Origin of the sequence: Saccharopolyspora flava, assembly GCF_900116135.1 — a bacterium.
In the GTDB taxonomy this organism is placed as follows: domain Bacteria; phylum Actinomycetota; class Actinomycetes; order Mycobacteriales; family Pseudonocardiaceae; genus Saccharopolyspora; species Saccharopolyspora flava.
On sequence record NZ_FOZX01000005.1, the window covers coordinates 381,743 to 405,631 of the forward strand.

The 23,889-nt window shown below is 73.3% G+C and carries 22 protein-coding genes; 12 read left to right on the top strand and 10 right to left on the bottom strand.

Annotation, left to right across the window (positions count from 1 at the left end; genetic code table 11):
* Positions 1-327 precede the first annotated feature (327 nt).
* From nrfD to BM424_RS17575, 4 genes are read right to left on the bottom strand one after another with little or no spacing between them, the layout of a single operon-like run.
* A complete protein-coding gene (gene nrfD / locus BM424_RS17555) occupies positions 328-1,218 on the bottom strand; it encodes an NrfD/PsrC family molybdoenzyme membrane anchor subunit (protein ID WP_245775916.1) in 891 nt (296 codons plus the stop codon).
* A complete protein-coding gene (locus BM424_RS17560) occupies positions 1,215-2,078 on the bottom strand; it encodes a 4Fe-4S dicluster domain-containing protein (protein WP_093419101.1) in 864 nt (287 codons plus the stop codon). Before BM424_RS17560 ends, nrfD begins: the two co-directional genes overlap by 4 nt.
* A 3-nt stretch (positions 2,079-2,081) precedes the next feature.
* On the bottom strand, positions 2,082-5,357 hold the full coding sequence (fdh, locus tag BM424_RS17565) for a formate dehydrogenase (protein WP_175548141.1): 3,276 nt from the start codon (positions 5,355-5,357) through the stop codon (positions 2,082-2,084).
* 36 nt (positions 5,358-5,393) lie between these two features.
* On the bottom strand, positions 5,394-5,804 hold the full coding sequence (locus BM424_RS17575) for a DUF2000 domain-containing protein (protein ID WP_093419107.1): 411 nt from the start codon (positions 5,802-5,804) through the stop codon (positions 5,394-5,396).
* Positions 5,805-5,887: 83 nt separating this feature from the next.
* Here BM424_RS17575 and BM424_RS17580 point away from each other — a divergent pair, with 83 nt between their 5' ends.
* Positions 5,888-6,475: a helix-turn-helix domain-containing protein gene (locus BM424_RS17580; protein WP_093419108.1), complete on the top strand. Its 588-nt coding sequence runs from the start codon at positions 5,888-5,890 to the stop codon at positions 6,473-6,475.
* Here the strand turns inward: BM424_RS17580 and BM424_RS17585 are convergent.
* The 4 genes from BM424_RS17585 to BM424_RS17600 all read right to left on the bottom strand — a co-directional run bounded on the left by BM424_RS17585 (position 6,457) and on the right by BM424_RS17600 (position 10,951).
* Positions 6,457-7,098: a pyridoxamine 5'-phosphate oxidase family protein gene (locus BM424_RS17585; protein ID WP_093419110.1), complete on the bottom strand. Its 642-nt coding sequence runs from the start codon at positions 7,096-7,098 to the stop codon at positions 6,457-6,459. The genes BM424_RS17580 and BM424_RS17585 overlap by 19 nt on opposite strands.
* A gap of 159 nt (positions 7,099-7,257) precedes the next feature.
* Complete coding sequence (locus BM424_RS17590; protein ID WP_093419111.1) at positions 7,258-8,307, bottom strand: PDR/VanB family oxidoreductase; 1,050 nt, start codon at positions 8,305-8,307, stop codon at positions 7,258-7,260.
* Complete coding sequence (locus tag BM424_RS17595) at positions 8,308-9,189, bottom strand: metal-dependent hydrolase (protein WP_245775917.1); 882 nt, start codon at positions 9,187-9,189, stop codon at positions 8,308-8,310.
* A gap of 10 nt (positions 9,190-9,199) precedes the next feature.
* A complete protein-coding gene (locus BM424_RS17600; RefSeq protein ID WP_093419113.1) occupies positions 9,200-10,951 on the bottom strand; it encodes an SDR family oxidoreductase in 1,752 nt (583 codons plus the stop codon).
* 212 nt (positions 10,952-11,163) lie between these two features.
* On the opposite strand from BM424_RS17600, the gene selA reads away from it, so the two are divergent.
* The 5 genes from selA (at position 11,164) to BM424_RS17625 (ending at position 16,875) form a co-directional block, all read left to right on the top strand.
* Positions 11,164-12,447, top strand: a complete 1,284-nt coding sequence (gene selA / locus BM424_RS17605) for an L-seryl-tRNA(Sec) selenium transferase (RefSeq protein WP_093419114.1) — start codon at positions 11,164-11,166, stop codon at positions 12,445-12,447.
* Positions 12,448-12,471: 24 nt separating this feature from the next.
* On the top strand, positions 12,472-14,223 hold the full coding sequence (selB, locus tag BM424_RS17610) for a selenocysteine-specific translation elongation factor (protein WP_093419116.1): 1,752 nt from the start codon (positions 12,472-12,474) through the stop codon (positions 14,221-14,223).
* 71 nt (positions 14,224-14,294) lie between these two features.
* A complete protein-coding gene (ku, locus tag BM424_RS17615) occupies positions 14,295-15,233 on the top strand; it encodes a non-homologous end joining protein Ku (protein ID WP_093419118.1) in 939 nt (312 codons plus the stop codon).
* A 266-nt stretch (positions 15,234-15,499) separates the two neighbouring features.
* Positions 15,500-16,474 carry a phytoene/squalene synthase family protein gene (locus BM424_RS17620; protein ID WP_093419120.1) on the top strand — a complete coding sequence of 325 codons (975 nt, stop codon included), beginning with the start codon at positions 15,500-15,502 and terminating at the stop codon, positions 16,472-16,474.
* A gap of 68 nt (positions 16,475-16,542) precedes the next feature.
* Positions 16,543-16,875, top strand: a complete 333-nt coding sequence (locus tag BM424_RS17625) for a hypothetical protein (protein WP_093419122.1) — start codon at positions 16,543-16,545, stop codon at positions 16,873-16,875.
* 30 nt (positions 16,876-16,905) lie between these two features.
* Here BM424_RS17625 and BM424_RS17630 read toward each other — a convergent pair whose 3' ends face one another.
* A complete protein-coding gene (locus BM424_RS17630) occupies positions 16,906-18,063 on the bottom strand; it encodes a S8 family peptidase (RefSeq protein WP_093419126.1) in 1,158 nt (385 codons plus the stop codon).
* A 234-nt stretch (positions 18,064-18,297) separates the two neighbouring features.
* Between BM424_RS17630 and BM424_RS17635 the strand changes: the two genes are divergently transcribed.
* Positions 18,298-18,720 (top strand): universal stress protein, encoded by a 423-nt coding sequence (locus BM424_RS17635; protein ID WP_093419129.1) that lies wholly within the window; start codon positions 18,298-18,300, stop codon positions 18,718-18,720.
* 64 nt (positions 18,721-18,784) lie between these two features.
* Here the strand turns inward: BM424_RS17635 and BM424_RS17640 are convergent, their stop codons facing one another.
* A complete protein-coding gene (locus BM424_RS17640) occupies positions 18,785-19,546 on the bottom strand; it encodes an IclR family transcriptional regulator (protein WP_093419132.1) in 762 nt (253 codons plus the stop codon).
* 163 nt (positions 19,547-19,709) lie between these two features.
* Between BM424_RS17640 and BM424_RS17645 the strand changes: the two genes are divergently transcribed.
* The 5 genes from BM424_RS17645 (at position 19,710) to BM424_RS17660 (ending at position 23,804) form a co-directional block, all read left to right on the top strand.
* Positions 19,710-20,636, top strand: coding sequence for a U32 family peptidase (locus BM424_RS17645; protein WP_093419351.1), 927 nt, complete (start codon positions 19,710-19,712; stop codon positions 20,634-20,636).
* Between the two features lie 18 nt (positions 20,637-20,654).
* Complete coding sequence (locus BM424_RS17650; protein WP_093419134.1) at positions 20,655-22,103, top strand: MFS transporter; 1,449 nt, start codon at positions 20,655-20,657, stop codon at positions 22,101-22,103.
* A 125-nt stretch (positions 22,104-22,228) separates the two neighbouring features.
* Entirely contained in the window at positions 22,229-22,393 is a 165-nt protein-coding gene (locus BM424_RS28905) for a hypothetical protein (RefSeq protein ID WP_175548142.1), read from the top strand.
* 5 nt (positions 22,394-22,398) lie between these two features.
* Entirely contained in the window at positions 22,399-22,875 is a 477-nt protein-coding gene (locus BM424_RS17655; RefSeq protein ID WP_245775918.1) for a GNAT family N-acetyltransferase, read from the top strand.
* A gap of 23 nt (positions 22,876-22,898) precedes the next feature.
* Positions 22,899-23,804 carry a pseudouridine synthase gene (locus BM424_RS17660; protein WP_093419355.1) on the top strand — a complete coding sequence of 302 codons (906 nt, stop codon included), beginning with the start codon at positions 22,899-22,901 and terminating at the stop codon, positions 23,802-23,804.
* The last annotated feature ends 85 nt before the right edge of the window (positions 23,805-23,889 follow it).

A 23,889-nucleotide genomic window follows, 5' to 3' on the forward strand; every position in this document is an offset into this window, starting at 1 on the left:
GGCGGTCGTCACGTCCCTGCCCGCGATGCGTCTCGGGGTTTCGGAGAGTCCGCCGGGCAGGGTTCGGCGCTGCGGACTTCCTGGCTTGCCGTCGGCTCGGGGGCGCCGACGCCGGGCAACGCTACGTAGCTGAAAAGCGTGAACAAAACCATGAGCGGGTGGCACTCGTCATAGAAACGTAATCAAGATCGCCACGATTCGATCGTTTTCGCAGGTCATTTCTTGATCAGAAACGCGTTATTCACCTGAAATCAAACTACGCGCGGTGAGACCTGAACCACTGCTCACTCGCGTGAGTGACTACCGCACGTCAACGGGCGCATTCGATCAGTGCACTTCGCCACGGACTTCAGTCCCTTGTTCGCTCACCCGTTCCCGCTGCGGCTCCACCACGAAGCGGGGGTCGCGAGCCGTGACCCGGCCCGCCTCGAAGACCCCGTAGCGGGTCGCGATCGCACCCAGGGTCAGCAGCGCTCCGGCCGCCAGCCCGGTCGCCCGCCGGCGCGGCAGCGCCAGCGCGGCACCGGCCGCGGTCGCCACCCGCGCCGCGCGCAGCACCTTCCCGGCGCGGCCCGTGCGGTAGGCCTCGGCGGCCAGGCCCATCCGCGCCTCCATGCGCCTGCTCGCGGCCAGTTCCAGCGCCGCACCCGCCACCGCCATCCGCCGGGCCGGAGTCGCCTCGGCGGGAGCGGCGACCATCCCGACGGCTCCGGCGCTGCTCACGGCGCTGCCTGCGAAGACGAACGGCAGCTCCCGGTAGCCCTCGTGCCAGCCGGGCACGGCCGTGTCGGCCAGCAGCACCGCGGTGTAGGTCGTCATCGCCGGGGCGATCGCGCCCGCCAGCACCCCGGCCGCCCGGGCCGGGCCGGGCAGCAGCCCGGTGACGTCCCCGGCCGCGGCGGCCCCGGCCAGACCGGAGAACGGGGCGAGGATCCAGGACCCGACGCTCAGCGGCGAGGTCACCTTCACCACCCGCAGCATGTTCAGGAACCGCATCGGCCTGCCCAGGTCGTGCACCAGCGCCCCGACGCTGGCCGTGGCACCCACGGCCGCGGCCATCCTGCCCGCGCGAGCCAGGCGGTCGCGGCCGGTGAGCCCGGCCAGCAGCGCCATCGTCGACGACGCCCCGGCCATGCCCCCGAGGTAGAGGTAGGCGGGCACGTCCGGGACCTTCCACACCGGTTCCTTGATCACCGGGCGCCCGTAGTACGACCTCACCGCTTCCTCCCCAGGAACGATCCGGCGATCACGACCGCCGCGGTGGCCGCGGCCGCCGCCGCGTGCCGCCACATCGACGGCAGGTCCCGGGTGGTCACCACCGGGTCCGGCGGCAGGCCGTAGACCTCGGGGTCGTCGAGCAGCAGGAAGAACGCGCCGTCTCCCCCGACCCCGTCGGTCGGCTCGTGGCCGTAGAGCCGGGCGCTGGTCACGCCGCGCTCGTGCAGCTCCTCGACCCGCATCGCGGCGCGTTCGCGCAGCTCGTCGAGCGGTCCGTACTGGATGGACTCGGTCGGGCAGGCGGTCGCGCAGGCCGGTTTCAGCCCGGCGCCCAGTCGGTCCTGGCACAGGGTGCACTTGGCCGCGCCGCCGGTGTCGGGCCGGATGTCGATGACGCCGTAGGGGCAGGCCGGGACGCAGTAGCCGCAGCCGTTGCAGACGTCGTCCTGCACCAGCACCGTGCCGTGCTCGGTGCGGATCAGCGCCCCCGTGGGGCACACGTCCAGGCAGGCGGCGTGGGTGCAGTGCTTGCAGACGTCGGAGGACATCAGCCAGCGCACCTGCTGCTCGTCGGGCGCGCCGAAGGACGGCATCCCCAGCTCGGCCGGTGTCCCGGACTGCTCGACGAAGGCGACGTGCCGCCAGGTGGTGCCGCTGAGCTCGCCGGTGTTGTCGTAGGAGGTGGCGGTGAGCTCCAGCCCGTCCTCGGGCAGCAGGTTCCACTCCTTGCAGGCGACCTCGCAGGCCTTGCAGCCGATGCACACGCTGGTGTCGGTGAAGAACCCGGCGCGGGGTTGCGGCGGGTAGCCGGTCTCCGCGGCCGGGTCGGGCAGCGGTCCGGACAGCCGGTGGGAGCTCACCTGTCAGCCTCCTTCCCGTCGGGGATCGTCCGCGTGCTCGGTGCCGGTGCGCTCGGTGATGCCCGCCCGGTCGCGGTACTCGGCGACCAGGCGCTGCAGCGCGGCGGCGCGGGGACGGCGACCGGGCCGGATGTCGCAGGTCCCGGCCTTGGTCTCCATGATGTGCACGTTCGGGTCCAGCGCCACGCCGATGAGCTCGTTGGCGGCGTCGCCGGTGGTCAGGCCGTTGGGGCCCCAGTGCCACGGGATGCCGATCTGGTGCAGGGTGCGCCCGCCGACGCGCAGCGGCCGGATCCGCTCGGTGACCAGCACCCGGCCCTCGATGGCGCTGCGGGCGGTGATGACGGTGGCCCAGTCGCCGTGGGTCAGGCCCGCTTCGGCGGCCAGCTGCGGGGAGACCTCCAGGAACATCGCCGGCGCGAGCTCGGAGAGGTGCCGCAGCCAGCGGCTCATGCCCCCGGCGGTGTGGTGCTCGGTGAGCCGGAACGTGGTGAACACGTGCGGGAAGACCTCGCTGCCGGGTTCGGTGCCGCTGGGCTGATAGCGGTTCTCCGGGCGGGAGTGGATCTGGCGGGCCGGGTTGCGCTGCTGGTGCGGGTGCAGGCGGTTGGCGACCGGGGATTCCTGGGGTTCGTAGTGCGCCGGGAACGGGCCGTCGACCAGCCCGGCGGGCACGTAGAGCCAGCCGCGCCCGTCGCTCTGCATGATGAACGGTTCGGTCCCGGCGATGCCCTCCGGTCCCACGGCGCCGTCGGCGGGCCGGTGGTCGGGGCGCTTGTCCCTGTCGAAGTCGGGCACGTCGTGGCCGGTCCACTCGCCGCGCTCGGCGTCCCACCACACGTAGGCCTTGCGCTCGCTCCACGGGTTGCCGTCCGGGTCGGCGGAGGCCCGGTTGTAGAGGATGCGGCGGTTGGCCGGCCACGCCCAGCCCCACTCGGGCGCGACCCGGCTCTGCTGGTCGCCGGGTTTCCTGCGGGCGGACTGGTTGACGCCGTCGGCGGTGACGCCGCAGTAGATCCAGCAGCCGCAGGAGGTGGAGCCGTCGGCGCGCAGCTGCGGGTAGGCCGACAGCGGCCGGCCGTCGGCGTCGTAGCCGTTGATCTCGGCGAGCACGGCCTCGGCGCTGGGCTCGTCGAGCTCGCCGTGGGTCGGGTAGTCCCAGGTCAGCTCCAGCACGGCGCGGTCGCGCTCGGTCTCGCCGGTGAGCTTGTCCCGGATGCGGCGGCCCAGGTGGTAGAAGAACCACAGGTCGCTGCGCTGATCACCGGTGGGTTCGACGGCCTTGTGGTGCCACTGCAGCAGCCGCTGGGTGTTGGTGAAGGTGCCGTCCTTCTCGGTGTGTGCGGCCGCGGGCAGGAAGAACACCTCGGTGCCGATGTCGGCGGTGCGCATCTCCCCGGATTCGATCTCGGGGCCGTCCTTCCAGAAGGTGGCGGTCTCGATCATGTTGAGGTCGCGCACCACCAGCCAGTCCAGGTTGGCCAGCCCCATCCGCTGCTGACGGGCGTTGGCGGTGCCGACCGCGGGGTTCTCACCGATGACGAAGTAGCCCGGGCAGCGGCCCTCGATCTGGTCGAGCACGGTCTGGAAGGTGCCGTGGTCGCCGGTGAGCCGGGGCAGCCGGTCGAAGCAGAAGTCGTTGTCGGCGGTGGCGTGCTCGCCCCACCAGGACTTGAGCATGCTGACCAGGTAGGAGCGGATGTTGGCCCAGTAGCCGCAGGCGTTCTCGTCGTCGGCGACGAACGACTCCAGGTCGGTGTCGGTGTGGGCGTGCGGCATCGGGATGTAGCCGGGCAGCAGGTTGAACAGCGTCGGGATGTCGGTGGAGCCCTGGATGCTGGCGTGCCCGCGCAGCGCGAGGATGCCGCCGCCGGGCCTGCCGATGTTGCCCAGCAGCAGCTGCAGGATCGAGGCGGCCCGGATGTACTGCGCGCCGACGGTGTGGTGGGTCCAGCCCACGGCGTAGGCGATGGCCGAGGTGCGGTCGCGGCCGGAGTTGGCGATGAGCCGGTCGGCGACCCAGGTGAACTCCTCCTGCGAGATGCCGCAGATCTCCTCCACCACCTCCGGGGTGTAGCGGGCGTAGTGCCGCTTGAGCAGCTGGAACACGCAGCGCGGGTGCTGCAGCGTCGGGTCGGAGTCGGGGTGGCCGTGGTAGACCGGCCCGCTGGATCCGGTGCGCTCGGGACGGCTGCTCTGCCGCTCCCGGCCGTGGGCGGTGCTGGGTGCCTCCTCGGTTCCGTGCCCGCCGACGGGCGGGACCGCTTCGCTGCCCCGGTACTGCCAGGTGGTGGTGTCGTAGCTGCCCGCGTCGGGGTCGAAGCCGGAGAACACCCCGTCGAGGTCCTCTGTGTCGCGGAAGTCCTCGCCGACGATCATCGCCGCGTTGGTGTAGTGCACGACGTAGTCGTGGAAGTGGGCCTCGCGGGTGAGCACCTGGTTGATCAGCCCGCCCAGGAACGCGATATCGCTTCCGGCGCGCAGCGCGAGGTGGCGGTCGGCCAGCGCCGAGGTGCGGGTGTGGCGCGGGTCGACGTGGATGACGGTGGCGCCGCGCGCCTGGGCCTCCACGACCCACTGGAACCCGACCGGGTGGGCTTCGGCCATGTTCGAGCCCTGGATGAGGACGCAGTCCGATTCGGCGAGGTCCTGCAGGAAGGTGGTGGCGCCGCCGCGCCCGAAGGAGGCGCCCAGACCGGGCACCGTGGAGGAGTGTCAAATGCGCGCCTGGTTCTCGACCTGGATCGCGCCGAGGGCGGTGTAGAGCTTCTTCATGAGGTAGTTCTCCTCGTTGTCGAGGGTCGCTCCTCCGAGGCTCGCGATGCCCATCGTGCGCCGCAGCGGTCTGCCGTCGGCGTCGGCGTCCTCCCAGGTCCGCTCCCGGGTGGCCAGCACCCGGTCGGCGATCATGTCCAGCGCGGTGTCCAGGTCGAGGTCCTCCCACTCGGTGCCGTGCGGGCGCCGGTAGCGGACGCGGGTCTCGCGCAGCGGTGAGGTGACCAGCTCGCGGCTGGCCGAGCCCTTGGGGCACAGCCGGCCGCGGCTGATCGGCGAGTCCGGGTCGCCCTCGATCTGGGTGACGTGGCCGCCGGAGGTGTAGGTCCGCTGGCCGCAGCCCACCGCGCAGTACGGGCACACCGAGCGGGTGACCTCGTCGGCGTCGCTGGTGCGCGCCCGCATCTCGTCGGTGCGCCGGGACCGGGCCGCGGGTCCCCGGGCCAGCCGGTCGGGGCCGGTGAGCTGCCGCAGCACCGGCCAGTTCAGCCACGTGGCCGCCATGCCGACCGGTTACCCGGCCTGTGGATCTCGCAAACCTCAGGGGTGCAGGGACAGCCCCTTGCAGATCTTGTCGACGGCGTTGCGGGGTCCGTGGACGGCGAATCCGACGAGGTCGAGCTCGTCGGTGGGGCGTTCGGCGACCACGGCGCGGTTGTCGGCGTCGTTGCCGGTCTTGAACATGCCCTCGGAGTAGACGGCGGTGGGCAGGTCTCGGCCGACGGCGCGGGCGTGGCTGCGGGCCAGGTCCTCGGCCGGTGCGGCGAAGACCAGCACCGGCAGGCCCAGCAGCGGCAGGTACTCGCGCCCGTCGGCGTCGACGTAGTCCTCGCCCATGAGCTCGGGGTGGGCGGCGGTGATGCCGCTGGCCAGGAAGGCGGTGACGTTGACCCGCTGCCACCCGGCCAGGTCGTCGCGCACCACCACGGCGATCTTCGTCTGTTGTGCCATGCGCTCATCTCAGACGCGGCGGCGGCACTTGGTCTTGAACGCTGGTGCGCTCGGTCCCTCCGGCGACCGGGAACAATGGGGGCATGAGTCAGGAGTGGGTGTCCTACCGGCGTTCGGCGCGGATGCCGGTGGAGGTGATGCGCGCGCACTTCGAACACCACCGCTACGACCTGCACGCCGCGCTGGCCTCGGCGCTGCGGGGCGTGCACGACGCGCTGGTGGGCGGGGAGAGCGCGCTCGCCCAGGACGAGGCGCTGCACTCCGCGGTGCGGGCGATGGTGCGGCTGGGCGCGGTCACCGCCGCTCCCCCGGGCTGGGCGCCGGAGACGCGGCGGGAGGACGAGGGCCTGCGGCAGGTGCGGGAGCTGCTGCACGAGCACTTCGCCGAGGACATCGGCACCGCGCGGCTGACCGAGATCAGCGGCCGCAGCCGGTTCGCGCTCTACCGCGCGTTCCGGGACCTGCACGGGCTCACGCCCGGCGAGTACCAGCGGCAGCTGCGGGTGCGGCACGCGCGCAGGCTGCTGGAGTCCGGCAGCAGCCCGGCGCAGGCCGCGGTGGAGTCCGGTTTCGCCGACCAGAGCCACCTGACCCGCTGGTTCCGCCGCTACTACGCGCTCACCCCGGCGCGCTTCCGCGACGCGGCGCGCGATCAGGCCTGGGCGTCGTAGAGGATCGAGCGGAAGCGCTCGTCGGAGTAGTACCGCTCCAGCTCGGCCAGCGAGTCGTCGCGGCGGGTGAGGTCCTTGGCGATGCGGGCCGGGGACGGCACGGCGTCGGGGCGCCAGGTCTCGGGTTCCCACAGCCCGGAGCGCAGGAACGCCTTGGCGCAGTGGTGGAAGACCTCCTCGATCTCCACCAGCAGCACCACGCTGGGCCGGTGGCCCTTGACGACCATCCGGTCGAAGAACGGGGCGTCGCGCAGCAGCCGGGCCCGGCCGTTGACGCGCAGCGTGTCGCCGCGGCCGGGGATGAAGTAGACGAGTCCGACGTGCGGGTTGGCGAGCACGTTGCGGAACCCGTCGACGCGCCGGTTGCCGGGCCGTTCCGGGATCGCGATGGTGCGCTCGTCGAGCACGAGGGTGAACCCGGCCGGGTCGCCCTTCGGGGAGACGTCGCAGCGTCCCCGCTCGTCGGAGGTGGCCACCAGGCAGAACGGCGAGGCGGCCAGCCAGTCGACGTCGAGCGGGTGCAGCGCGGGGCGCTGCTTGTCCCGGACCCGCTGCAGCGGTTCGCCGACGATCTCCGCCAGCTCGTCGGTCGAGGTGATCTCCTGCGCGCCTTCGAGTTCCACCGCGTCCTCCCAGATCGCTCCCGCCCGACACTACGGCGCGACCTGCGGTGGCGGGAAGCGGTTTTCCTCCCAGCGCGGCTGATTGTCGCGGTGTAGCCCGGTCACACCCCGCAACCGGGCTACACCGCCTCCCCTCCGGTCCCCCCGAACCGGGGTCTTTCACAGATCGACGGCGATGTGCCCCCGCCCTCGATCCACGCACAGGGCCACGTCGCCGCCGCGCGCTCGGCTCCGGCGGCGGATCTCGCCGGTGAGCAGCGGGACGTGGCAGGTGCCGCAGAAGCCCTGCCGGCACGAGTAGGCGACCTCGGGCAGCACCTCGCCGACGGCCTCCAGCGCGCTGCGCCCGGCCGGGACCTCGACGGTGCGGCCGCTGCGGGCGAGCTCGACGGTGAAGTCGCGCCCGTCGACGATCGGCGGGGCCGAGAACCGCTCCCAGTGCAGGCCTTTCGCGGCGCTGCCGGGCAGCGCCAGGCGCAGCGCGGTGATCATCGGGACCGGCCCGCAGGCGTAGACCGCCGCCCCGGCCGGGGCGTGGTCGAGCAGTTCGGTCCCGGCCGCGGGGATGCCGAACTCGGTGTCGGGACGGATCCAGACCCGCTCGGCGGGCAGCTCGGCGAGCTCGGCCAGGAACGGCATCGACGCCCGGGACCGTCCCGCGTAGACCAGCCGCCAGTCGGCGCCGCGGGCCATCGCGGTGCGCACCATCGGCAGGATCGGGGTGATGCCGATGCCGCCTGCCACGAACAGGTAGGAGCGCCCGCTGACGAACGGGAAGGCGTTGCGGGGCCCGCGCGCGACGATCCGGTCGCCTTCGGCGAGCTCGTCGTGGATCTCGCGGGACCCGCCCGCGCCGCCGTCCAGCCGTCGCACCGCGATCCGGTAGTGCGACCGCTCGCCGGGCGGCCCGCACAGCGAGTACTGGCGCTTGCGGCCCGAGGGCAGCAGCACGTCCAGGTGCGCGCCCGGCTGCCAGGCGGGCAACCGCCCGCCGCCGGGGCGGGTCAGCCGCAGGCTGCGCACGCCGTCGGCCTCGTCGCGGATCTCGGTGATGACCAGCGGGATGTCGCGGTGGACCGGGCGCGGCGGGGTCGCGTCGCGGCGGCTGTTGCGGTGCAGCCACTCCACGCCGCCGACCAGCCGGTGCACCACGCCCATGAGCCGATCCGGTCCGGTGCCGTCGAGGGACCTCGGCAGTTCCACGGTCATCTACTGCCCCGCCGCCAACGCCGCCGGTGAGGTCGCCAGGTAGTCCACGGCCCGGGCGGTCGAGCCGTGCTGCGACGGGTGGTAGCCGGGCCGGAAGTACGCGGGCAACGCGGCCAGCAGCTGCCGGTAGCTCGGGGTCAGCCCGAGGCGGCCGCTGCGCAGGAAGTCGCGCCAGCGGGGCTTGCGCTTGCCGCGCAGCACCGGGTCGGAGGCCATGAGGAACCGCAGCCCGCGCACCCACAGCACGGTCAGCACCCCCGCGGCCAGCAGCATCGACAGGCAGCGCTGCGGGTAGCGGCCGTGGACGTGCTGGTAGACCTCGAAGGCCACCGCGCGGTGCTCGACCTCCTCGGCGCCGTGCCAGCGCAGCAGGTCCAGCATCGTCGGGTCGGCCCCGGCCACGTCGAGCTCCTCGGCGTCGAGGATCCACTGGCCGAGGAACGCGGTGATGTGCTCGATGGCGGCGATCAGCGCGAGCCGCTGCACCAGCCACGACTCGGCGCGCTTGCCGCGCAGCGGGCGGTCGCCGAGCGTCGTGCGGAACATCCAGCGGACCTGGTCAACGAACGGGCGGGTGTCCAGGCCGTGGGCGTCGAAGTGGTCGACCACGCCCTGGTGGGACTCGGCGTGCATGGCCTCCTGGCCGACGAAGCCGCGCACGTCCTCGGCCAGCCGGTCGTCGCTGATCAGCGGCAGGGCCTGCTTGAAGACCTCCACGAACCAGCGCTCGCCCTCGGGCAGCACCAGGTGCAGGAAGTTGATCCAGTGGGTGGCGAAGGGTTCGCCGGGGATCCAGTGCATCGGCAGCTGGGACCAGTCGAACTCCACGTCGCGGGCGTGCAGCGCCACTCGGTCCGGCTCACCGGGGTCGGTCTCGGTCACGTGCACCTCCCTACTTCGGCATCAGGTCGGCTCGGGCCGCGGCGCGCAGCAGCTTCGGGGTCAACCGGGACAGCACGAGTCCCGCTCTGGCCTCGGGGGTGACCGGTGCCAGGGCCGGGGCGCGGCGGGTGGCGCGCAGGATCTGCTCGGCGACGCGTTCCGGGCCGTAGTCGCGGCGCTGGTAGAGCTCGGTGGCGGCGCGGCGGCGCTTGGCCTGCTCGGCCTCGCCGAGCCCGGCGAAGCGGGTGCGGGTGGTGATGCCGGTGTTGACCAGTCCCGGGCACACGGCGGTGACCTTGACGCCGTCGCCGGCGAGCTCCACCCGCAGGCACTCGCTGAGCCGGAGGACGGCGGCCTTGGTGGTGCTGTAGGCGGGGAGCACGGCCGAGGGCAGGTAGGCCGCGGCGGAGGCGACGTTGATGATGCGGCCGCCTTCGCCGCGCTCGACCATCTGCCTGCCGAACAGGCGGCAGCCGTGGATGACGCCCCACAGGTTGACGTCGATGACGTCCTCCCAGTCGGCGGCGCTGGTGTCCAGGAACGCCCCGGCGAGCCCGATCCCGGCGTTGTTGATCACCACGTCGGGGGCGCCGTGCTCGGCGTGCACGGCCAGCGCGAAGTCGGTCATGGCGGCCCGGTCGGAGACGTCGACCTGGTGGGTGCTGACGGCTTCGCCGAGCTCCTCGGCGGTGGCCTCGAGTGCCTTGCGGTCGACGTCGGCGGCGACCACGTGCGCACCGGCCTGGGCGAAGGCGCGGGCGGTGGCGCGGCCGATGCCGTTGCCGGCGCCGGTGATGACGACGACCTGGTCGGCGAACTCGCCGCGTCCGGGCCGGACCCGGGCGCGGCGCAGACCGCGGGTCTGCTCACCGCCTTCGACGTGGTCGACGAGTTCGGCGGCGCAGCGCGCGACGAGTTCCGGGCGGCTGCGGGGCAGCCAGTGCCCGCCGGGCAGGTGCCGCACCCGCAGGTTCTCGGCGAGCGCGTCGACCTCGGTCTGCAGCGGCGCGGAGACGAACGGGTCGCCGGTGGGTGCCAGGACCTGCACCGGGACCGAGGTGCGGCGCTGCGCGGGCTCACCGAGGCGTCCGGCGTTGGCGCGGTAGAGCTCCAGACCGTGCACGCCGTCGGCGACGTCGGGCCGGGTGGGCGCGGCGGCGGACTTGGGGTCGAGCCGTTCGAGGTGGGCGATGAGCTTGGGCATGATGCCGCTGCGCCAGGCCAGTTCGGGCAGCGCGGGCAGCTGGAAGAAGGCGATGTAGGCGGAGAAGGCCAGCTGCGTGGCCAGTTCCCGCAGGTCCCGCAGGTCGGGGCGCAGCTTGTCGCGCAGCCACTGGCCGTAGTGGTCCAGGCAGGGACCGGAGATCGAGGTGTAGGAGGCGATGCGGCCGGCGGCGCGCGGGTCGGTGACGGCGTGCCAGGACTGCACCGATCCCCAGTCGTGGGCCAGCAGGTGCACCGGGCGATCCGGGCTGACGGCCTCGGCGACGGCGAACAGGTCGTCGGCGAGCCGGTCGATGCGGTAGCCGTCGGTGCCGCTCGGGCGGCCGGACTCACCGGCGCCGCGCACGTCGTAGGTGACGACCCGGTAGCGGTCCGACAGCGCGGCGACGACGCCGTCCCAGACGGTGTGGTTGTCCGGGTACCCGTGCACGGCGAGCACGGTCGGGGCGCCTTCGGGGCCGTGCGCGTGCACGGCGAGGCGGACACCGTCCTCGGTGTCGAGCCACTGCGAACCCGCCTGCCACGCTGCGCCAGCCATGCGCGAAAGCCTAACCACGTTGTCAATGGATGTTGTCAAGGTCTACCCGGCCGAGATCCCAATATCCCCCGGATTCGCGCCCATGTCACCGATTTCGGCGGAACCGGAACAGCCGATCACTGGGGAAACACCTAGTCCGCATTCCGCATGATCCCGGCAAACCGCCCTCTGTGGACAGGCGGAGGTGGACTCGGGTTCCTACGGTGGGAACCATGGGTGATCGTCGGCGTGAGGTTCCGGGCACCGATCGGGTACTGGCCGATCCGCGCGTCGCCGCCGCCGTGCGGCGACTCGGGCACGAGCGGGTGGTGCGCACCGTGCGGGAGGTCGCGCAGCGGGCCCGCGACGGGCTGATCCCGCCGACCCGGGTCGTGGCCGACACCGTTGCGGCCCTGCCGGATTCGGCCTGCGGAATGCGGCGGGTGCTCAACGCGACCGGGGTGCTGCTGCACACCAACCTCGGCCGCGCGCCGCTGTCGGCCGCCGCCCGGGAGGCACTGGAGGTGGCGGCCGGGACGACCGACGTGGAACTCGACCTCGACTCCGGCGAGCGCGGTCCGCGCGGCGCCTCGGCCGTGGCCGCGCTGCGGGAGGCGGTGCCGGCCGCGGAGGCCGCGCACGTGGTCAACAACGGGGCCGCCGCACTCGCGCTGGCCGCGACCGCGCTGGCCGCCGGGCGCGAGATCGTGCTGGCGCGCGGCGAGATGGTCGAGATCGGCGACGGCTTCCGCATCCCCGACCTGCTCACCTCCACCGGGGCGCGGCTGCACGAGGTCGGCACCACCAACCGGGTCCGGCTCGACGACTACCGCGCGGCTCTGGGCCCGGACACCGGGTTCGCGCTCAAGATCCACCCGTCGAACTTCGTGATCAGCGGCTTCACCGCCGAGGTCCCGGTCGCCGAACTCCGCGACCTCGACGTCCCCGTCGTGGCCGACATCGGTTCCGGGCTGCTGCGCCCCGACCCGGCGCTGCCCGGCGAACCCGACGCCACCACGACCCTGACCGACGGCGCCGATCTCGTCATCGCCAGCGGCGACAAGCTGCTCGGCGGCCCCCAGTGCGGACTGCTGCTGGGGCGCGCCGAGATCGTGCACCGGCTGCGCCGCCACCCGCTGGCGCGGGCGCTGCGAGTCGACAAGTTGACCCTGGCCGCGCTGGAGGCGACCGTGCGCGGTCCCCGCCCGCCGGTCACCGAGTCCCTGCACCGCACCGGGCTGCCGGAACGCGCTGCGGCGCTGGCGGATTCGCTGGCCGCCGCCGGAATCCCCGCCGAGGCCGTCGAGTCCCGGGCCACCGTCGGCGGTGGCGGGGCGCCCGGGGTGGACCTGCCGAGCGCGGCGGTGGCGCTGCCGGTCCGCTTCGCCAAGCAGCTGCGGCTCGGCATTCCCCCGGTGATGGCCCGGGTGGAGCGGCACCGCTGCCTGCTGGACCTGCGCGCCCTCGACCCGGCCGACGACGAGGCGCTGCGCCGCGCGGTGCTCGACGCCCACTAACCCGACGACCAGCGGGAGGTGCCGATGCGCGTGGTGGCCACGGCCGGGCACGTCGACCACGGCAAGTCGACGCTGATCCGGCGGTTGACCGGGATGGAACCCGACCGCTGGGCCGAGGAGCGCCGCCGGGGGCTGACCATCGACCTCGGCTTCGCCTGGACCGAGCTGCCCGACGGCTGCTCGGTGGCGTTCGTCGACGTGCCCGGCCACGAGCGGTTCGTGACCAACATGCTCGCCGGGGTCGGCCCGGTCCCGGCCGCGCTGTTCGTCGTCGCCGCCGACGAGGGCTGGATGCCGCAGTCCACCGAGCACCGCGACGCGCTGGACGCGCTGGGCGTGTCCGAGGGGCTGCTGGTCATCACCCGCAGCGACCTCGCCGACCCCGGGCCCGCGCTGGAGCAGGCCCGCGACCGGCTGCGCGGCACCGGCCTCGACGGCCTGCCGTCGGTGCAGGTCAGCGGCCGCACCGGGCGGGGAATCGGGGAACTGGCCGAAGCGCTGGACGCGATGCTGCACCGGCTCGCCCCGGCCGATCCGGACGCCGACGTGCGGTTGTGGATCGACCGCGCGTTCACCATCAGCGGCGCCGGGACGGTCGTCACCGGCACCCTGCAGGGCGGCACGCTGCGCGTCGGCGACCGGCTGCGGCTGACCCCGTCGGGTCTGGACACCACGATCCGGGGTTTGCACGCGCTCGGCTCGGCCGAGGAGTCGCTGTCGGCGCCCGCGCGGGTGGCGGTGAACCTGCGCGGCGTCGACCTCGACGGGCTCCGGCGCGGGCACGCGTTGATCACCCCCGGCCGGTGGCTGACCACCGACGTCCTCGACGTGCGCGTGCGGCCCCCGGCCGCGCGGGAACCGGCCGCGCTGCCGCAGCGGCTCACCCTGCACATCGGCTCGGCAGCGGTGCCGGTCCACGTCCGGCCGCTGGGCGCCGACACCGCGCGGCTGACGCTGCGGCAACCGCTGCCGCTGCGGATCGGCGACCGGGCGCTGCTGCGCGACCCCGGCGAGCACCGAGTCCGCGCGGGCGTCACGGTCCTCGACGTCCGCCCGCCCGAGCTGCGACGACGCGGCGCCGCCAGAGCGCGGGCCGCCGAGCTCGACCGGCTCGACGGCACCCCCGACGCGGCCGACGAACTCCGGCGACGCGGCCTGGTGCGGGCCGACGAGCTCGCCGCGATGGGCGCCACCCCGCCCGGCGACGGCCCGTGGCTGCTGTCCCCGCAGCACCGCGCGCACCTCGCCGCCCGGCTGCGCGACGCGCTCGCCGAGCACCGGCGCACCCACCCGCTCGACGACGGGATGACCACCGGGGCCGCGCTGCGCGCCCTGGACCTGCCCGATCCGGAGCTGTTGCCCGGCATCGCGACCGAAGCCGGAATCGCCCTCCACCGCGGTCGCCTCGGCGGCGGCTCGGACCTGCCGGACGCGGTGACGCGGGCCGTGGAGGTGCTGCGCGGCAGGCTGCGGGAACACCCGTTCCGGGCGCCCACGGCCGAGGAGCTGGCCGAACTCGGCCTCGGCGACCGCGAGCTGGCCGCCGCCGAGCGCACCGGGGCGCTGCTGCGGCTCGCGCCCGGCCTCGCCCTGCTGCCCGACGCCGAGGAGGCCGCGCTGCCCCGGCTGGCCGAGCTCGACGAGCCCTTCACGCTCAGCGAGGCCAAGCGGGCACTGGACACCTCGCGCCGGGTCGCGGTTCCCTTGCTGGAGCTGCTGGCGCGCCGAGGCCGCACCCGACGCCTGCCCGACGGCACCCACCGTCTGGGGCGCTAGGTCTGCGATCTTCCCGCGCTCACCGCATCGTGGGAGGTGGCGACGCCGGCGCTCGGCGAGGGGAGCACGCCATGCCGCGCAAGATCTGGACCGGGTCGATCAACTTCGGCCTGGTGACCATCCCGGTCGGGCTCTACGCCGCGACCGAGGACCACACCATCCAGTTCCACCAGTACCAGCGCGGGACCACCGACCGGATCCGCTACAAGCGCGTCAACGAGACCACCGGCGACGAGGTCGGCTACAACGACATCGTCAAGGGCCGCGAGCACGGCGACGGGATCATCACCGTCGAGCAGTCCGAACTGGACGAGATCGCGCCCGGCCGCTCGCGCACCATCGACATCTCGACCTTCGTCGACCTCACCGAGATCGACCCGGTGCACTTCCAGAAGACCTACTGGCTGGCACCCAACTCCAAGGAGCACTTCCGGCCCTACAACCTGCTGCGCCGCGCCATGCAGGAGACCGGGCAGGCCGGCATCGCCACCTTCGTGCTGCGCGGCAAGCAGTACCTCACCGCGGTGCGCGCCGACACCGACGTGCTGGCGCTGAACACGCTGTACTTCGCCGACGAGATCCGCGATCCGGCCGACCTCGTCGGCGACCAGCCCGAGCAGGCCGAGCCCTCCGACAAGGAGCTGCGGATGGCCACCACGATCATCGAGTCGATGAGCGGCGAATGGGATCCCGAGTCCTACTCCGACACCTACACCGAGCGGGTCGAGGAGCTGCTGGCCGAGAAGGCCCGCGGCGGCGAGGTGCAGGCCGCCGAGGCACCCCCGCAGCCCACCGACGTCATCGACCTCACCGAGGCGCTGCGGCGCAGCGTCGACGAGGCCCGCAAGGGCCGGGCCCCGAAGCCTTCCGAAGACCTCTCGGAGCTGACCAAGGCCGAGCTCGACGACCGCGCCCGGGAACTGGGCGTCAAGGGCCGCTCGAAGATGAAGCGCGCCGAGCTGGAACAGGCCGTGGCCGACGCCGGGCGCGGCTCCCGGAAGGCCTCCTGACCAGGCACGGCCGCCGGTCGGGAAATCGATCGAAAAAGTTCCGCGATCTTGCGTCATGGCCGCGCCCGGGGCGGGTCCCGCTCGTGTGGGCGGACCTGGAGCCGCTCACGGGCGCGCGGAAAGCAGAGGGGATTCCGCGCGAGAAGAGCCGCCGGGGGCGTCCGCTGTGGATGCGGTCTCCCCCGGCGGTCCCCGCACGTGACCGGGTTCACCGGGCGGCGAGTCCGGCGGCACCGGGTGCGGCGCGATGTGCTGAGATTCAGGCCATGGACGCGGGTGCCTGGTCGGTGGTGGGAGCACGCCGGGAACTCGACGCCGCCGGCATCGCGCCCGCTCTGCGCCCCGCCTACCTGCGGTCCCGGGCGCTCAACGCCGAGCACGGCCGCACCTACTTCCTGGCGACCCGGCTGCTGCCGCCGCACCGGCGGCCCGCCGTGCACGCCCTCTACGGCTTCGCCCGCTGGGTCGACGACATCGTCGACGACCTCGGCCCCGACTCCCCCGCGCTGCGCGCCGAGCGCCTCGACGAGCTGGAGCACCTGCTGCGGCTGGCGTTGAAGGAAGGCGGCAGCGAGCACCCGGTGCTGGCGGCGCTGGCCGACACCGTGGAGCGGCACGCCATCGATCCGGGGCTGTTCGGGGACTTCCTGGCCTCGATGCGGATGGATCTCGCCGTCACCGACTACCCCACCCGCGCCGACCTGGAGCGCTACGTCCACGGCTCGGCGGCGGTGATCGGGCTGCAGCTGCTGCCGGTGCTGGGCACCGTCGGCGCTCCCGCCCGGGCGCGGGCGGCGGCCTCGGCGCTGGGCGTGGCGTTCCAGCTCACGAACTTCCTGCGGGACGTCGGCGAGGACCTCGACCGCGGCCGGGTGTACCTGCCGGCCGACGAGCTGGCGGTGTTCGGCGTGGACCGGCAGCGGCTGGCCTGGTGCCGCCGTCGCGGCCGGGCCGACGGGCCGGTGCGGCGGGCGCTGGCCGACCAGGTCGCGCGCACCCGCGCGCACTACCGCACCGCCGAGCCGGGGATCGCGCTGCTGGCGCCGGATTCGCGTCCGTGCGTGCGCACCGCGGCGGTGCTCTACGGCGAGATCCTCGACCACGTCGTCGGATCGGGCTACGACGTGTTCGCCCGCCGCGTCGCCGTGCCCGTCTCGCGCAGGCTCGCCGTGGCCGCGCGGGCCGCGGGTGTGGTGCTGCTCTCGCGCGCGCTGCGTTCAGGCTCGGGTTCGCGCGGGTAGTCCCAGGGCAGCCCGTCTCCGGGGCGGGCATCGCACCGTTTGCGTGTTCGACACCGGGGAGCCCGCCGATGAGCCCACAACCGACCAGTTGGCAGAACGTCAGCGCGACCGCCGACATGATCACCGTCGCCGGGCATCGCCTGCACGAGGGCACGCGCGCGATCACCGACAGTCCCGCCGAGGCCGTCCGCGCGCGCGACGCGCTGCTGGACCTCAGCGCCGCGAGCGCCCGGCTGGCGCGGCAGCTCGACCTGCTGGCCGCCGACAGCGGCGGCGCGGGCGCCGAACCGCCCGAAGTGCACGTGGCCCTCGACCAGGCCGCGGCCGCGGCCGAAGACCTCGGCAACTGCACGCGGGTGGCTGCCCGGGCCATCGAGGACGAGCTGGGCGGCGAGCGCTGAACCCGCCGCCCAGTCGCACCTGCCGACCCGTCACGGGGCTTGGACGAGTCCTGCGCCGACGTCGGTGGCCGGGAGCGGGAGCCGCCGGGCGGATTGGGTGAGCCTGGTCCACAGCGCCCGCGAGCGGTCCGGTGACTGCTGGGCGTGCAGCGCCGCGACGCCGGAGACGTGCGGGGTGGCCATGCTGGTGCCGTCGAGCTTGCGGTAGCGCTCGGCGCCGGGCCAGCTGGAGTAGACGTCGACGCCGGGCGCGGCCAGGTCGACCTGGCCGACGTTGTCGACGGTGCCGCAGGAGAAGTCGGCGACCTGCAGCTGCGAGTCGACCGCGCCGATGCCCATCACCGACGGGCAGTTCGCGGGGTGGCCGACCGGGGCGATCACGCCCGCCGAGCGCTGGCTCTCGTTGCCGGCGGCGGCGATGATCAGCGTGCCGCGCTCCAGGGCGCGCCGGGCCACCCGTTCGAACGCCTCCGAGTAGGGCGCGCCGGGTTCGGTCGGCGAGCCCAGCGACATCGACACGATCGAGCAGCCGTTGGAGATCGCCCACTCGATTCCCGACAGGATGCCGCTGTCGGAGCCCGATCCGTCGTCGCCGAGGACCTTCCCGGCGTAGATGCTGGCCTCGCTCGCGATCCCGTAGCCCGGCCCGGCCTGCGAGGTGCGCGGTCCGCAGGCGGTGCCGATGACGTGGGTGCCGTGGCCGTGCCCGTCGTGGGCGCTCTGGCCCTCGACGAAGGCGCCGGTGACGATGTCGCGCCCGGCGAAGTCGGGGTGCTGCTCGTCCAGGCCGGTGTCGAGCACGGCCACCCGCACCCCCGCCCCGGTCGCGGTGGAGGCGTCGGCCCGCACGGCCTGCAGCCCCCAGGTGAACTCGCCGTCGGCGGGCGGCGTCGGCTCGCCGATGGCGAAGACCCGGCGCTCGGCCTCGACTCCGGCGATCGGGCCGGTCTCGCCGACGGCGCGCTGCAGGCTGGCGAACTGCTCCTCGTCGGCGTCGATGAGCGCGACGCCGAGCTGGTGCAGCACGATTCCGCCTGCGCCGCTGAACAACTCGCCCGGTGCGGCCCCCGCCGCGTCGGCGGTGTTGGCGGGCCGGATGCCCGTTAAGCGGGTCAGCTCGCGGGTGCCGATGATGGTCGATTCGTCTTCGAGCAGGACCAGGTACCGCCCGGTCGTACTGGATGTCATGTCGCTCCTCGTCGATCGGTGGCGCGGATGTGCCTCATCGGTAACGGAGCGAGATCGACGATCACAACGAAAACGACACCGCTGAACCCGTTCGTGTTACGGGGTGGTGGATGGCAGGGCCCGACACGCCGCGGGCTGGACGGGATCAGCTCCGCGTACTTCCATGGGGAGCGAGCCCGGTGCGAGGCAGCCCGATCAGGGCAGGCGCTGCGAGAGCCAACGCAGGAGGTCGTCATGACGGAGCACGGCAGGATCGTCGTCGGCGTGGACGGATCGGAGCCCTCGAAGTGCGCGATGCGCTGGGCGCTCAAGCAGGCCGCGCTCACCGGGTCGACGGTGCGCGCGATCGGGGCCTGGGAGTTCCCCGCGTTCTACTCCTGGGAGGGCGGCCCGATGCCGCCGGACGACTTCGAGGACTCGGCCCGGCAGTGCCTGGACGACACCGTCGACGAGTTCCAGCGCTCCAGCGAGGTGACCATCGAGCGCGAGCTGGTGCACGGGCACGCCGCCCAGGCCCTCATCGACGCCTCCGCCGAGGCCGACCTGCTGGTGGTCGGCAGCAGGGGCCACGGCAGCTTCTACGGCGCGCTGCTCGGCTCGGTCAGCCAGCGCTCAGCGCTGCACTCCAAGTGCCCGGTGGTCATCGTCCGCCATTGAGGAGCGGTCGAGCGGCTGCGTTGCTCGGCCGTGCGGGTAGCAGAACCTGATCGGCTCCGCCGGATCACGCCGTGTGGCCGAGCCTTTCGGACAGGGCGGTGGCGCCTTCGCGGACCAGGTCGCGCAGGGCGGCCTCGGTCTCGTCGTTCCAGCGCAGGATCGGCACCGAGATGCTCATCGCGGCCACGACCGAGCCGCTGGTGTCGCGCACCGGGGCGGCCACGCAGGCCACCGACTCGTTGGACTCGCAGTACTCGCGGGCGACGCCGCCCTCGGCGATCTCGTCGAGCTCTTTGCGCAGCGTCTTGCGGTTGGTGATGCTGTGCTCGGTCATGCCGTCGAGCTTCTGCCCGCTGTAGAGCTCGTCGACCTCGGCGCGCGGCAGCGCGGCCAGCAGCGTCTTGCCCAGAGCGGTGCAGTGCGCCGGGAGCCTGCGGCCGACCGCGGAGACCATGCGCACCGGGTGCGAGCTGTCGACCTTGGAGACGTAGAGGACGTCGGCACCGTCGCGGACGCCCACGTGCACGGTCTCCTGGCAGCGCTCGGCGATCTCCTCGGCCACCAGCTGCCCCTCGCGGGCCAGGTCGAGCCGTTCGGCGTAGGCGGACCCCAGTTGGAAGCTGCGCACGCCCAACCGGTACTTGTTGGTGGCGCGCCCGGTGGGCATCAGGTAGCCGCGCTCGTTGAGGGTGCCGACCAGTTCGTGCACCGTGGTGCGGGGCAGCCCGAGTTGCGCGGTGATCTCCGGAGCGCTGAGCTCATCGGTCTCCAGGAACAGTTCGAGGACGTCGAAGGCCCGTTCCACCGCCGGTACCGCTCGTGCCAACGCCGCTACTCCTTCCACTCCGGGCCAACCGGAGGGGTTGACCGATATTTCGAACATCGTACCCGATGTCGATCGAGGTGGACGAGTTGTCTTGACCACGGATCGATCCCGATCATACGATTCTACGAACGTTGTTCGGAATGTCGAACGGAGTGTGTTCAAGGTGCGCCAGACGCGCGACTTCCTGCGATCCCTGGGTCTGCCCACCGACGACACGGCGGCCACCAGCGACAAGAGATTCCCCGATGGCGCCCAGTACCGCGTGGAGATCCCCAGCACCGAAGGACCCGAGGTCCTCAACGCGGTGCTGGCCGAGGCCGACCAGCGCGGCGTGCTGGTGCACCGCATCTCCCAGGGCAGCGGCGGGATGCTGCTCACCGACGACGAGCTGGCCGCGATGTCGGCCACCGCGGCCGCGCGCTCGGTGGAGCTGAGCCTGTTCGCCCGCCCGCTGGCCGGGTGGGACACCAGCGCCATGGCGGTCTCCTCCGGCGGCGCGCCCGTGGCCGCGCAGGCGCGCGGGACCGAGCAGCTGGTGCACGTGCTGGAGGACATCCGCCGCACCGCCGAGTCCGGCATCCGCAGCGTGCTCATCACCGACCTGGGCGTGCTCAAGGTCGCCTCGGCGATGCGGGCGGCCGGCGACCTGCCCGGCGACATGCAGTTCAAGATCAGCGTGCAGATGGGGCTGGCGAACCCGGCGTCGGTGCGCATCGCCGAGGACCTCGGCGCCGACACCTACAACGTGCCCACCGACCTGAGCCTCGGGCAGCTGGCGGCGATCCGGGCGGCCACCGACCTGCCGCTGGACATCTACGTCGAGGCGCCCGACGACATGGGCGGGTTCGTCCGGCACTTCGAGATCGCCGAGATCGTGCGGGTCGCCGCCCCGGTCTACGTCAAGTTCGGGCTGCGCAACGCGCCCAACATCTACCCCAGCGGCACCCACCTCACCGACACCGCGGTGCGGCTCGGCCGCGAGCGGGTGCGCCGCGCGCAGCTCGGTCTCGGGCTGCTGCGCCGCTACGCGCCCGACGCCGTCGCCTCGGCCCTTCCGGCCGAGGGACTGGCCGTGCCCGTGTCGGGGTAGCGGCCTATCGTCGGCGCCGTGCCCACCGCCGTTGCGCTCCGCTCCCGTTCCGGCCGCTGGATCCTGGTGGCCACCATCCTCGGGTCCGGGGTGGCGTTCCTGGACGGGTCGGTGGTCAACGTGGCCCTGCCCGCGATCGGCCGCGACGTCGGTGGCGGGCTGCGGGTGCTGCAGTGGGTGCTCGACGCCTACCTGCTGACGCTGAGCGCCTTGCTGCTGCTGGGCGGCGCGCTCGGCGACCGCTACGGGCGGCGCCGGATCTTCATCATCGGGCTGGTGCTGTTCACCCTGGCCTCGCTGGGGTGCGGGCTGGCGCCGACGGGTGAGGCGCTGATCGCAGCGCGGCTGGCGCAAGGCGTGGGCGGGGCGCTGCTGGTGCCGGGCAGCCTGGCGCTGATCAACGCCTCGATCGACCCGGACGACCGCGGTGAGGCCGTGGGCCGGTGGGCGGGGCTGACCGGCGTGTCCTCGGCGGTGGGTCCGTTCGTGGGCGGCTGGCTGGTCGACACCGCGTCGTGGCGGTGGGTGTTCTTCATCAACGTGCCCATCGCCGCCGCGGCCCTGCTCGCGCTGCGGCACGTTCCCGAGACGCGCGACCCGAACGCCGGGGAGCGGCTCGACGTCGGCGGGGCGGTGGCGGTCACGCTCGGGCTGGCCGGGACGGTGTTCGCGCTCATCGAGGTCCCCACCGTCGGCTGGGACCCGATCTCCACCACGGCTGCGGTGGTCGGTGTCACCGCGCTCGTGGTGTTCCCGCTGCTGGAGGCCCGCCACCCGGCGCCGCTGCTGCCGCTGTCGCTGCTGCGGTCCTCGCAGTTCACCGGGGCGAACCTGGTGACCCTGGCGGTGTACGCCGCGTTGAGCGGCGCGTTGTTCCTGCTGTCGCTGCAGCTGCAGCAGACGATGGGCTACACGGCGCTGGAAGCCGGCATCGCGACGCTGCCGATCACGATCATCATGCTGCTGCTGTCGGGCCGGATCGGCGCGCTGGCGCAGCGCACCGGCCCGCGGATCCCGATGACGGTGGGGCCGTTCGGCTGCGCGGCCGGGCTCCTGCTGCTCACCCGCGCCGAGGCCGGGGCGAGCTACGCGGGCGGGGTGCTGCCGGGAGTGCTGGTGTTCGGGCTGGGCCTGTCGATCACGGTGGCGCCGCTGACGGCCGCGGTGCTGGGCTCGGTGGGACCCGAGCGCGGCGGGGTGGCCTCCGGGGTGAACAACGCCGTCTCACGGCTGGCGGGACTGCTGGCGGTGGCGGTGCTGCCGGTGGTCGCCGCGCTCTCGGGCACCGGTGACGGCGCCCCGCTGGGGCCGGGTTTCGCGACCGCGCTGCAGATCTCGGCGGCGATGTGCGCGGCGGGCGGGGTGCTGGCGGCGCTGACCATCGGTCGCGGCGAGCGCGTCGAGACGCCGCCGCTGCCCGCGGTCAACCACGCGTGCCAGGACCCGGCCTGCGAGTGCCGCGACTGATCCGGACTCCTCGTGCCATGCGTTCGACGCTACGCACGCCCCAGCACGCTCGGTAAGGACCGAAGTCACCGTTTCCGCTGATCGTTTCACCACCTCGCGCAGCCGCGATGTGGTGGGATCGGGGCATGAGACGAGGCCGGCGCGGTCATCCGTGCGACATCCCCCTCCAGATCGGCTTGTGGCGCTGCCCGGAGTGCCGGCAGCAGTGGGAGATCCACGGCATCGAGGGCAACCCCCGCATCCGCAAGGTCAGCCGGGTCGGCTGGTTCCTCGCGAAGCTGCTGGGGTGAGGGCCGTGGACGAACTGCACCTCGGCGGCGCGACCTACCGGGTGCGCCGCGCATCGCAGGACCACCTCGCCGAGATCGTCGGACTGCTGCTCGACGACGAGCTCGGGGCGGGCCGCGAGTCCGCGGACGACCTCAGCCCCTACCGGGAGGCCTTCGCGGCGATCGACGCCGACCCGGCGCAGCTGCTGGTGGCCGTCGAGGATCCCGCCGGGCCCGTGGTCGCCACCCTGCAGCTGACGTTCATCCCCGGCCTGGCGCGGCAGGGCGCGTGGCGGGCGCAGATCGAGGCCGTGCGGGTCGCCGCCGCGCACCGCAGCCAGGGGCTCGGTGCCGCGCTGTTCACCTGGGCGATCGAGGAATCCCGCCGGCGCGGGTGCGCGCTGGTCCAGCTCACCACCGACAAGAAGCGCACCGACGCGCACCGGTTCTACGAGCGGCTCGGCTTCACCGCCTCCCACGAGGGCTACAAGATGAGCCTGTGACCACCGGTTACGCTGGGCGGACCATGCGCCGCAAGCTCCGCTCACCCCTGCCTCAACGCGACGGGCTGGACCCGGTCCGGGTGCACCTGCCCACCGACGGGCGCTGGGCGACCGTGCGGGACTTCCTCGTCGAGCGGCTGCCCAAGCTCTCCCCCGGGCGCATCGACGAGATGCTGGCGGCGGGCCGCTTCGTCACCCGCGACGGGCCGGTGACCGCCGACGAGGCGTTCCGGCCGGGCGGGTTCGTGTGGTTCCACCGCGACGTCGCGCCCGAGACGCCGGTGCCGTTCGAGCTAGAGGTCCTGCACCGCGACGAGCGGATCCTCGTCGTCGACAAGCCGCACTTCCTGGCCACCACCCCGCGCGGCGGGCACATCACCGAGACCGCCCTGATCCGGCTGCGCAGGCAGCTCGACCTGCCGGACCTCTCCCCCGCGCACCGCCTGGACCGCGCCACGGCGGGCGTGGTGCTGTTCGTCGTCGATCCCGCGCTGCGCGGGGCGTACCAGACGCTGTTCCACGACCGGCGGGTCGACAAGACCTACGAGGCCATCGCGCCCCACGACCCGGGCCTGACGTTCCCCCGCACGATCCGCAGCCGCATCGTCAAGCACCGCGGTGTCCTGGCGGCGTTCGAGGAACCCGGCGAACCCAACGCCGAAACCCGCGTCGAACTCCTCGAAACCCGAGGCGGGCTGGCCCGCTACCGCTTGCACCCCCGCACCGGCCGCACCCACCAGCTCCGGGTCCACCTCAACTCCCTGGGCTTGCCCATCGTCGGCGACGACCTCTACCCCGAGGTCCGCCCCACCCCCGACGACGACTACACCCGCCCGCTGAGACTCCTGGCCAGCTCCCTCTCCTTCCCAGACCCCACGACGGGGCAACAGCGCCGCTTCCACTCCCACCGCCACCTCCCCTGGCCCTGACCGCTGGGCATTGGGGCAGTTTTAGCCATAACTGTCCGGACATAACGGACATTGATCATGGGTGATTATGGCTAAAACTGCCCCA

Coding starts and splice junctions, on each gene's coding strand:
- BM424_RS17575 (WP_093419107.1), bottom strand. CDS start 5,804: ATGGCACAACAGACGAAGATCGCCGTGGTGGTGCGCGACGACCTGGCC.
- BM424_RS17580 (WP_093419108.1), top strand. CDS start 5,888: ATGAGTCAGGAGTGGGTGTCCTACCGGCGTTCGGCGCGGATGCCGGTG.
- BM424_RS17590 (WP_093419111.1), bottom strand. CDS start 8,307: ATGACCGTGGAACTGCCGAGGTCCCTCGACGGCACCGGACCGGATCGG.
- BM424_RS17600 (WP_093419113.1), bottom strand. CDS start 10,951: ATGGCTGGCGCAGCGTGGCAGGCGGGTTCGCAGTGGCTCGACACCGAG.
- selA (WP_093419114.1), top strand. CDS start 11,164: ATGGGTGATCGTCGGCGTGAGGTTCCGGGCACCGATCGGGTACTGGCC.
- selB (WP_093419116.1), top strand. CDS start 12,472: ATGCGCGTGGTGGCCACGGCCGGGCACGTCGACCACGGCAAGTCGACG.
- ku (WP_093419118.1), top strand. CDS start 14,295: ATGCCGCGCAAGATCTGGACCGGGTCGATCAACTTCGGCCTGGTGACC.
- BM424_RS17620 (WP_093419120.1), top strand. CDS start 15,500: ATGGACGCGGGTGCCTGGTCGGTGGTGGGAGCACGCCGGGAACTCGAC.
- BM424_RS17625 (WP_093419122.1), top strand. CDS start 16,543: ATGAGCCCACAACCGACCAGTTGGCAGAACGTCAGCGCGACCGCCGAC.
- BM424_RS17630 (WP_093419126.1), bottom strand. CDS start 18,063: ATGACATCCAGTACGACCGGGCGGTACCTGGTCCTGCTCGAAGACGAA.
- BM424_RS17635 (WP_093419129.1), top strand. CDS start 18,298: ATGACGGAGCACGGCAGGATCGTCGTCGGCGTGGACGGATCGGAGCCC.
- BM424_RS28905 (WP_175548142.1), top strand. CDS start 22,229: ATGAGACGAGGCCGGCGCGGTCATCCGTGCGACATCCCCCTCCAGATC.
- BM424_RS17660 (WP_093419355.1), top strand. CDS start 22,899: ATGCGCCGCAAGCTCCGCTCACCCCTGCCTCAACGCGACGGGCTGGAC.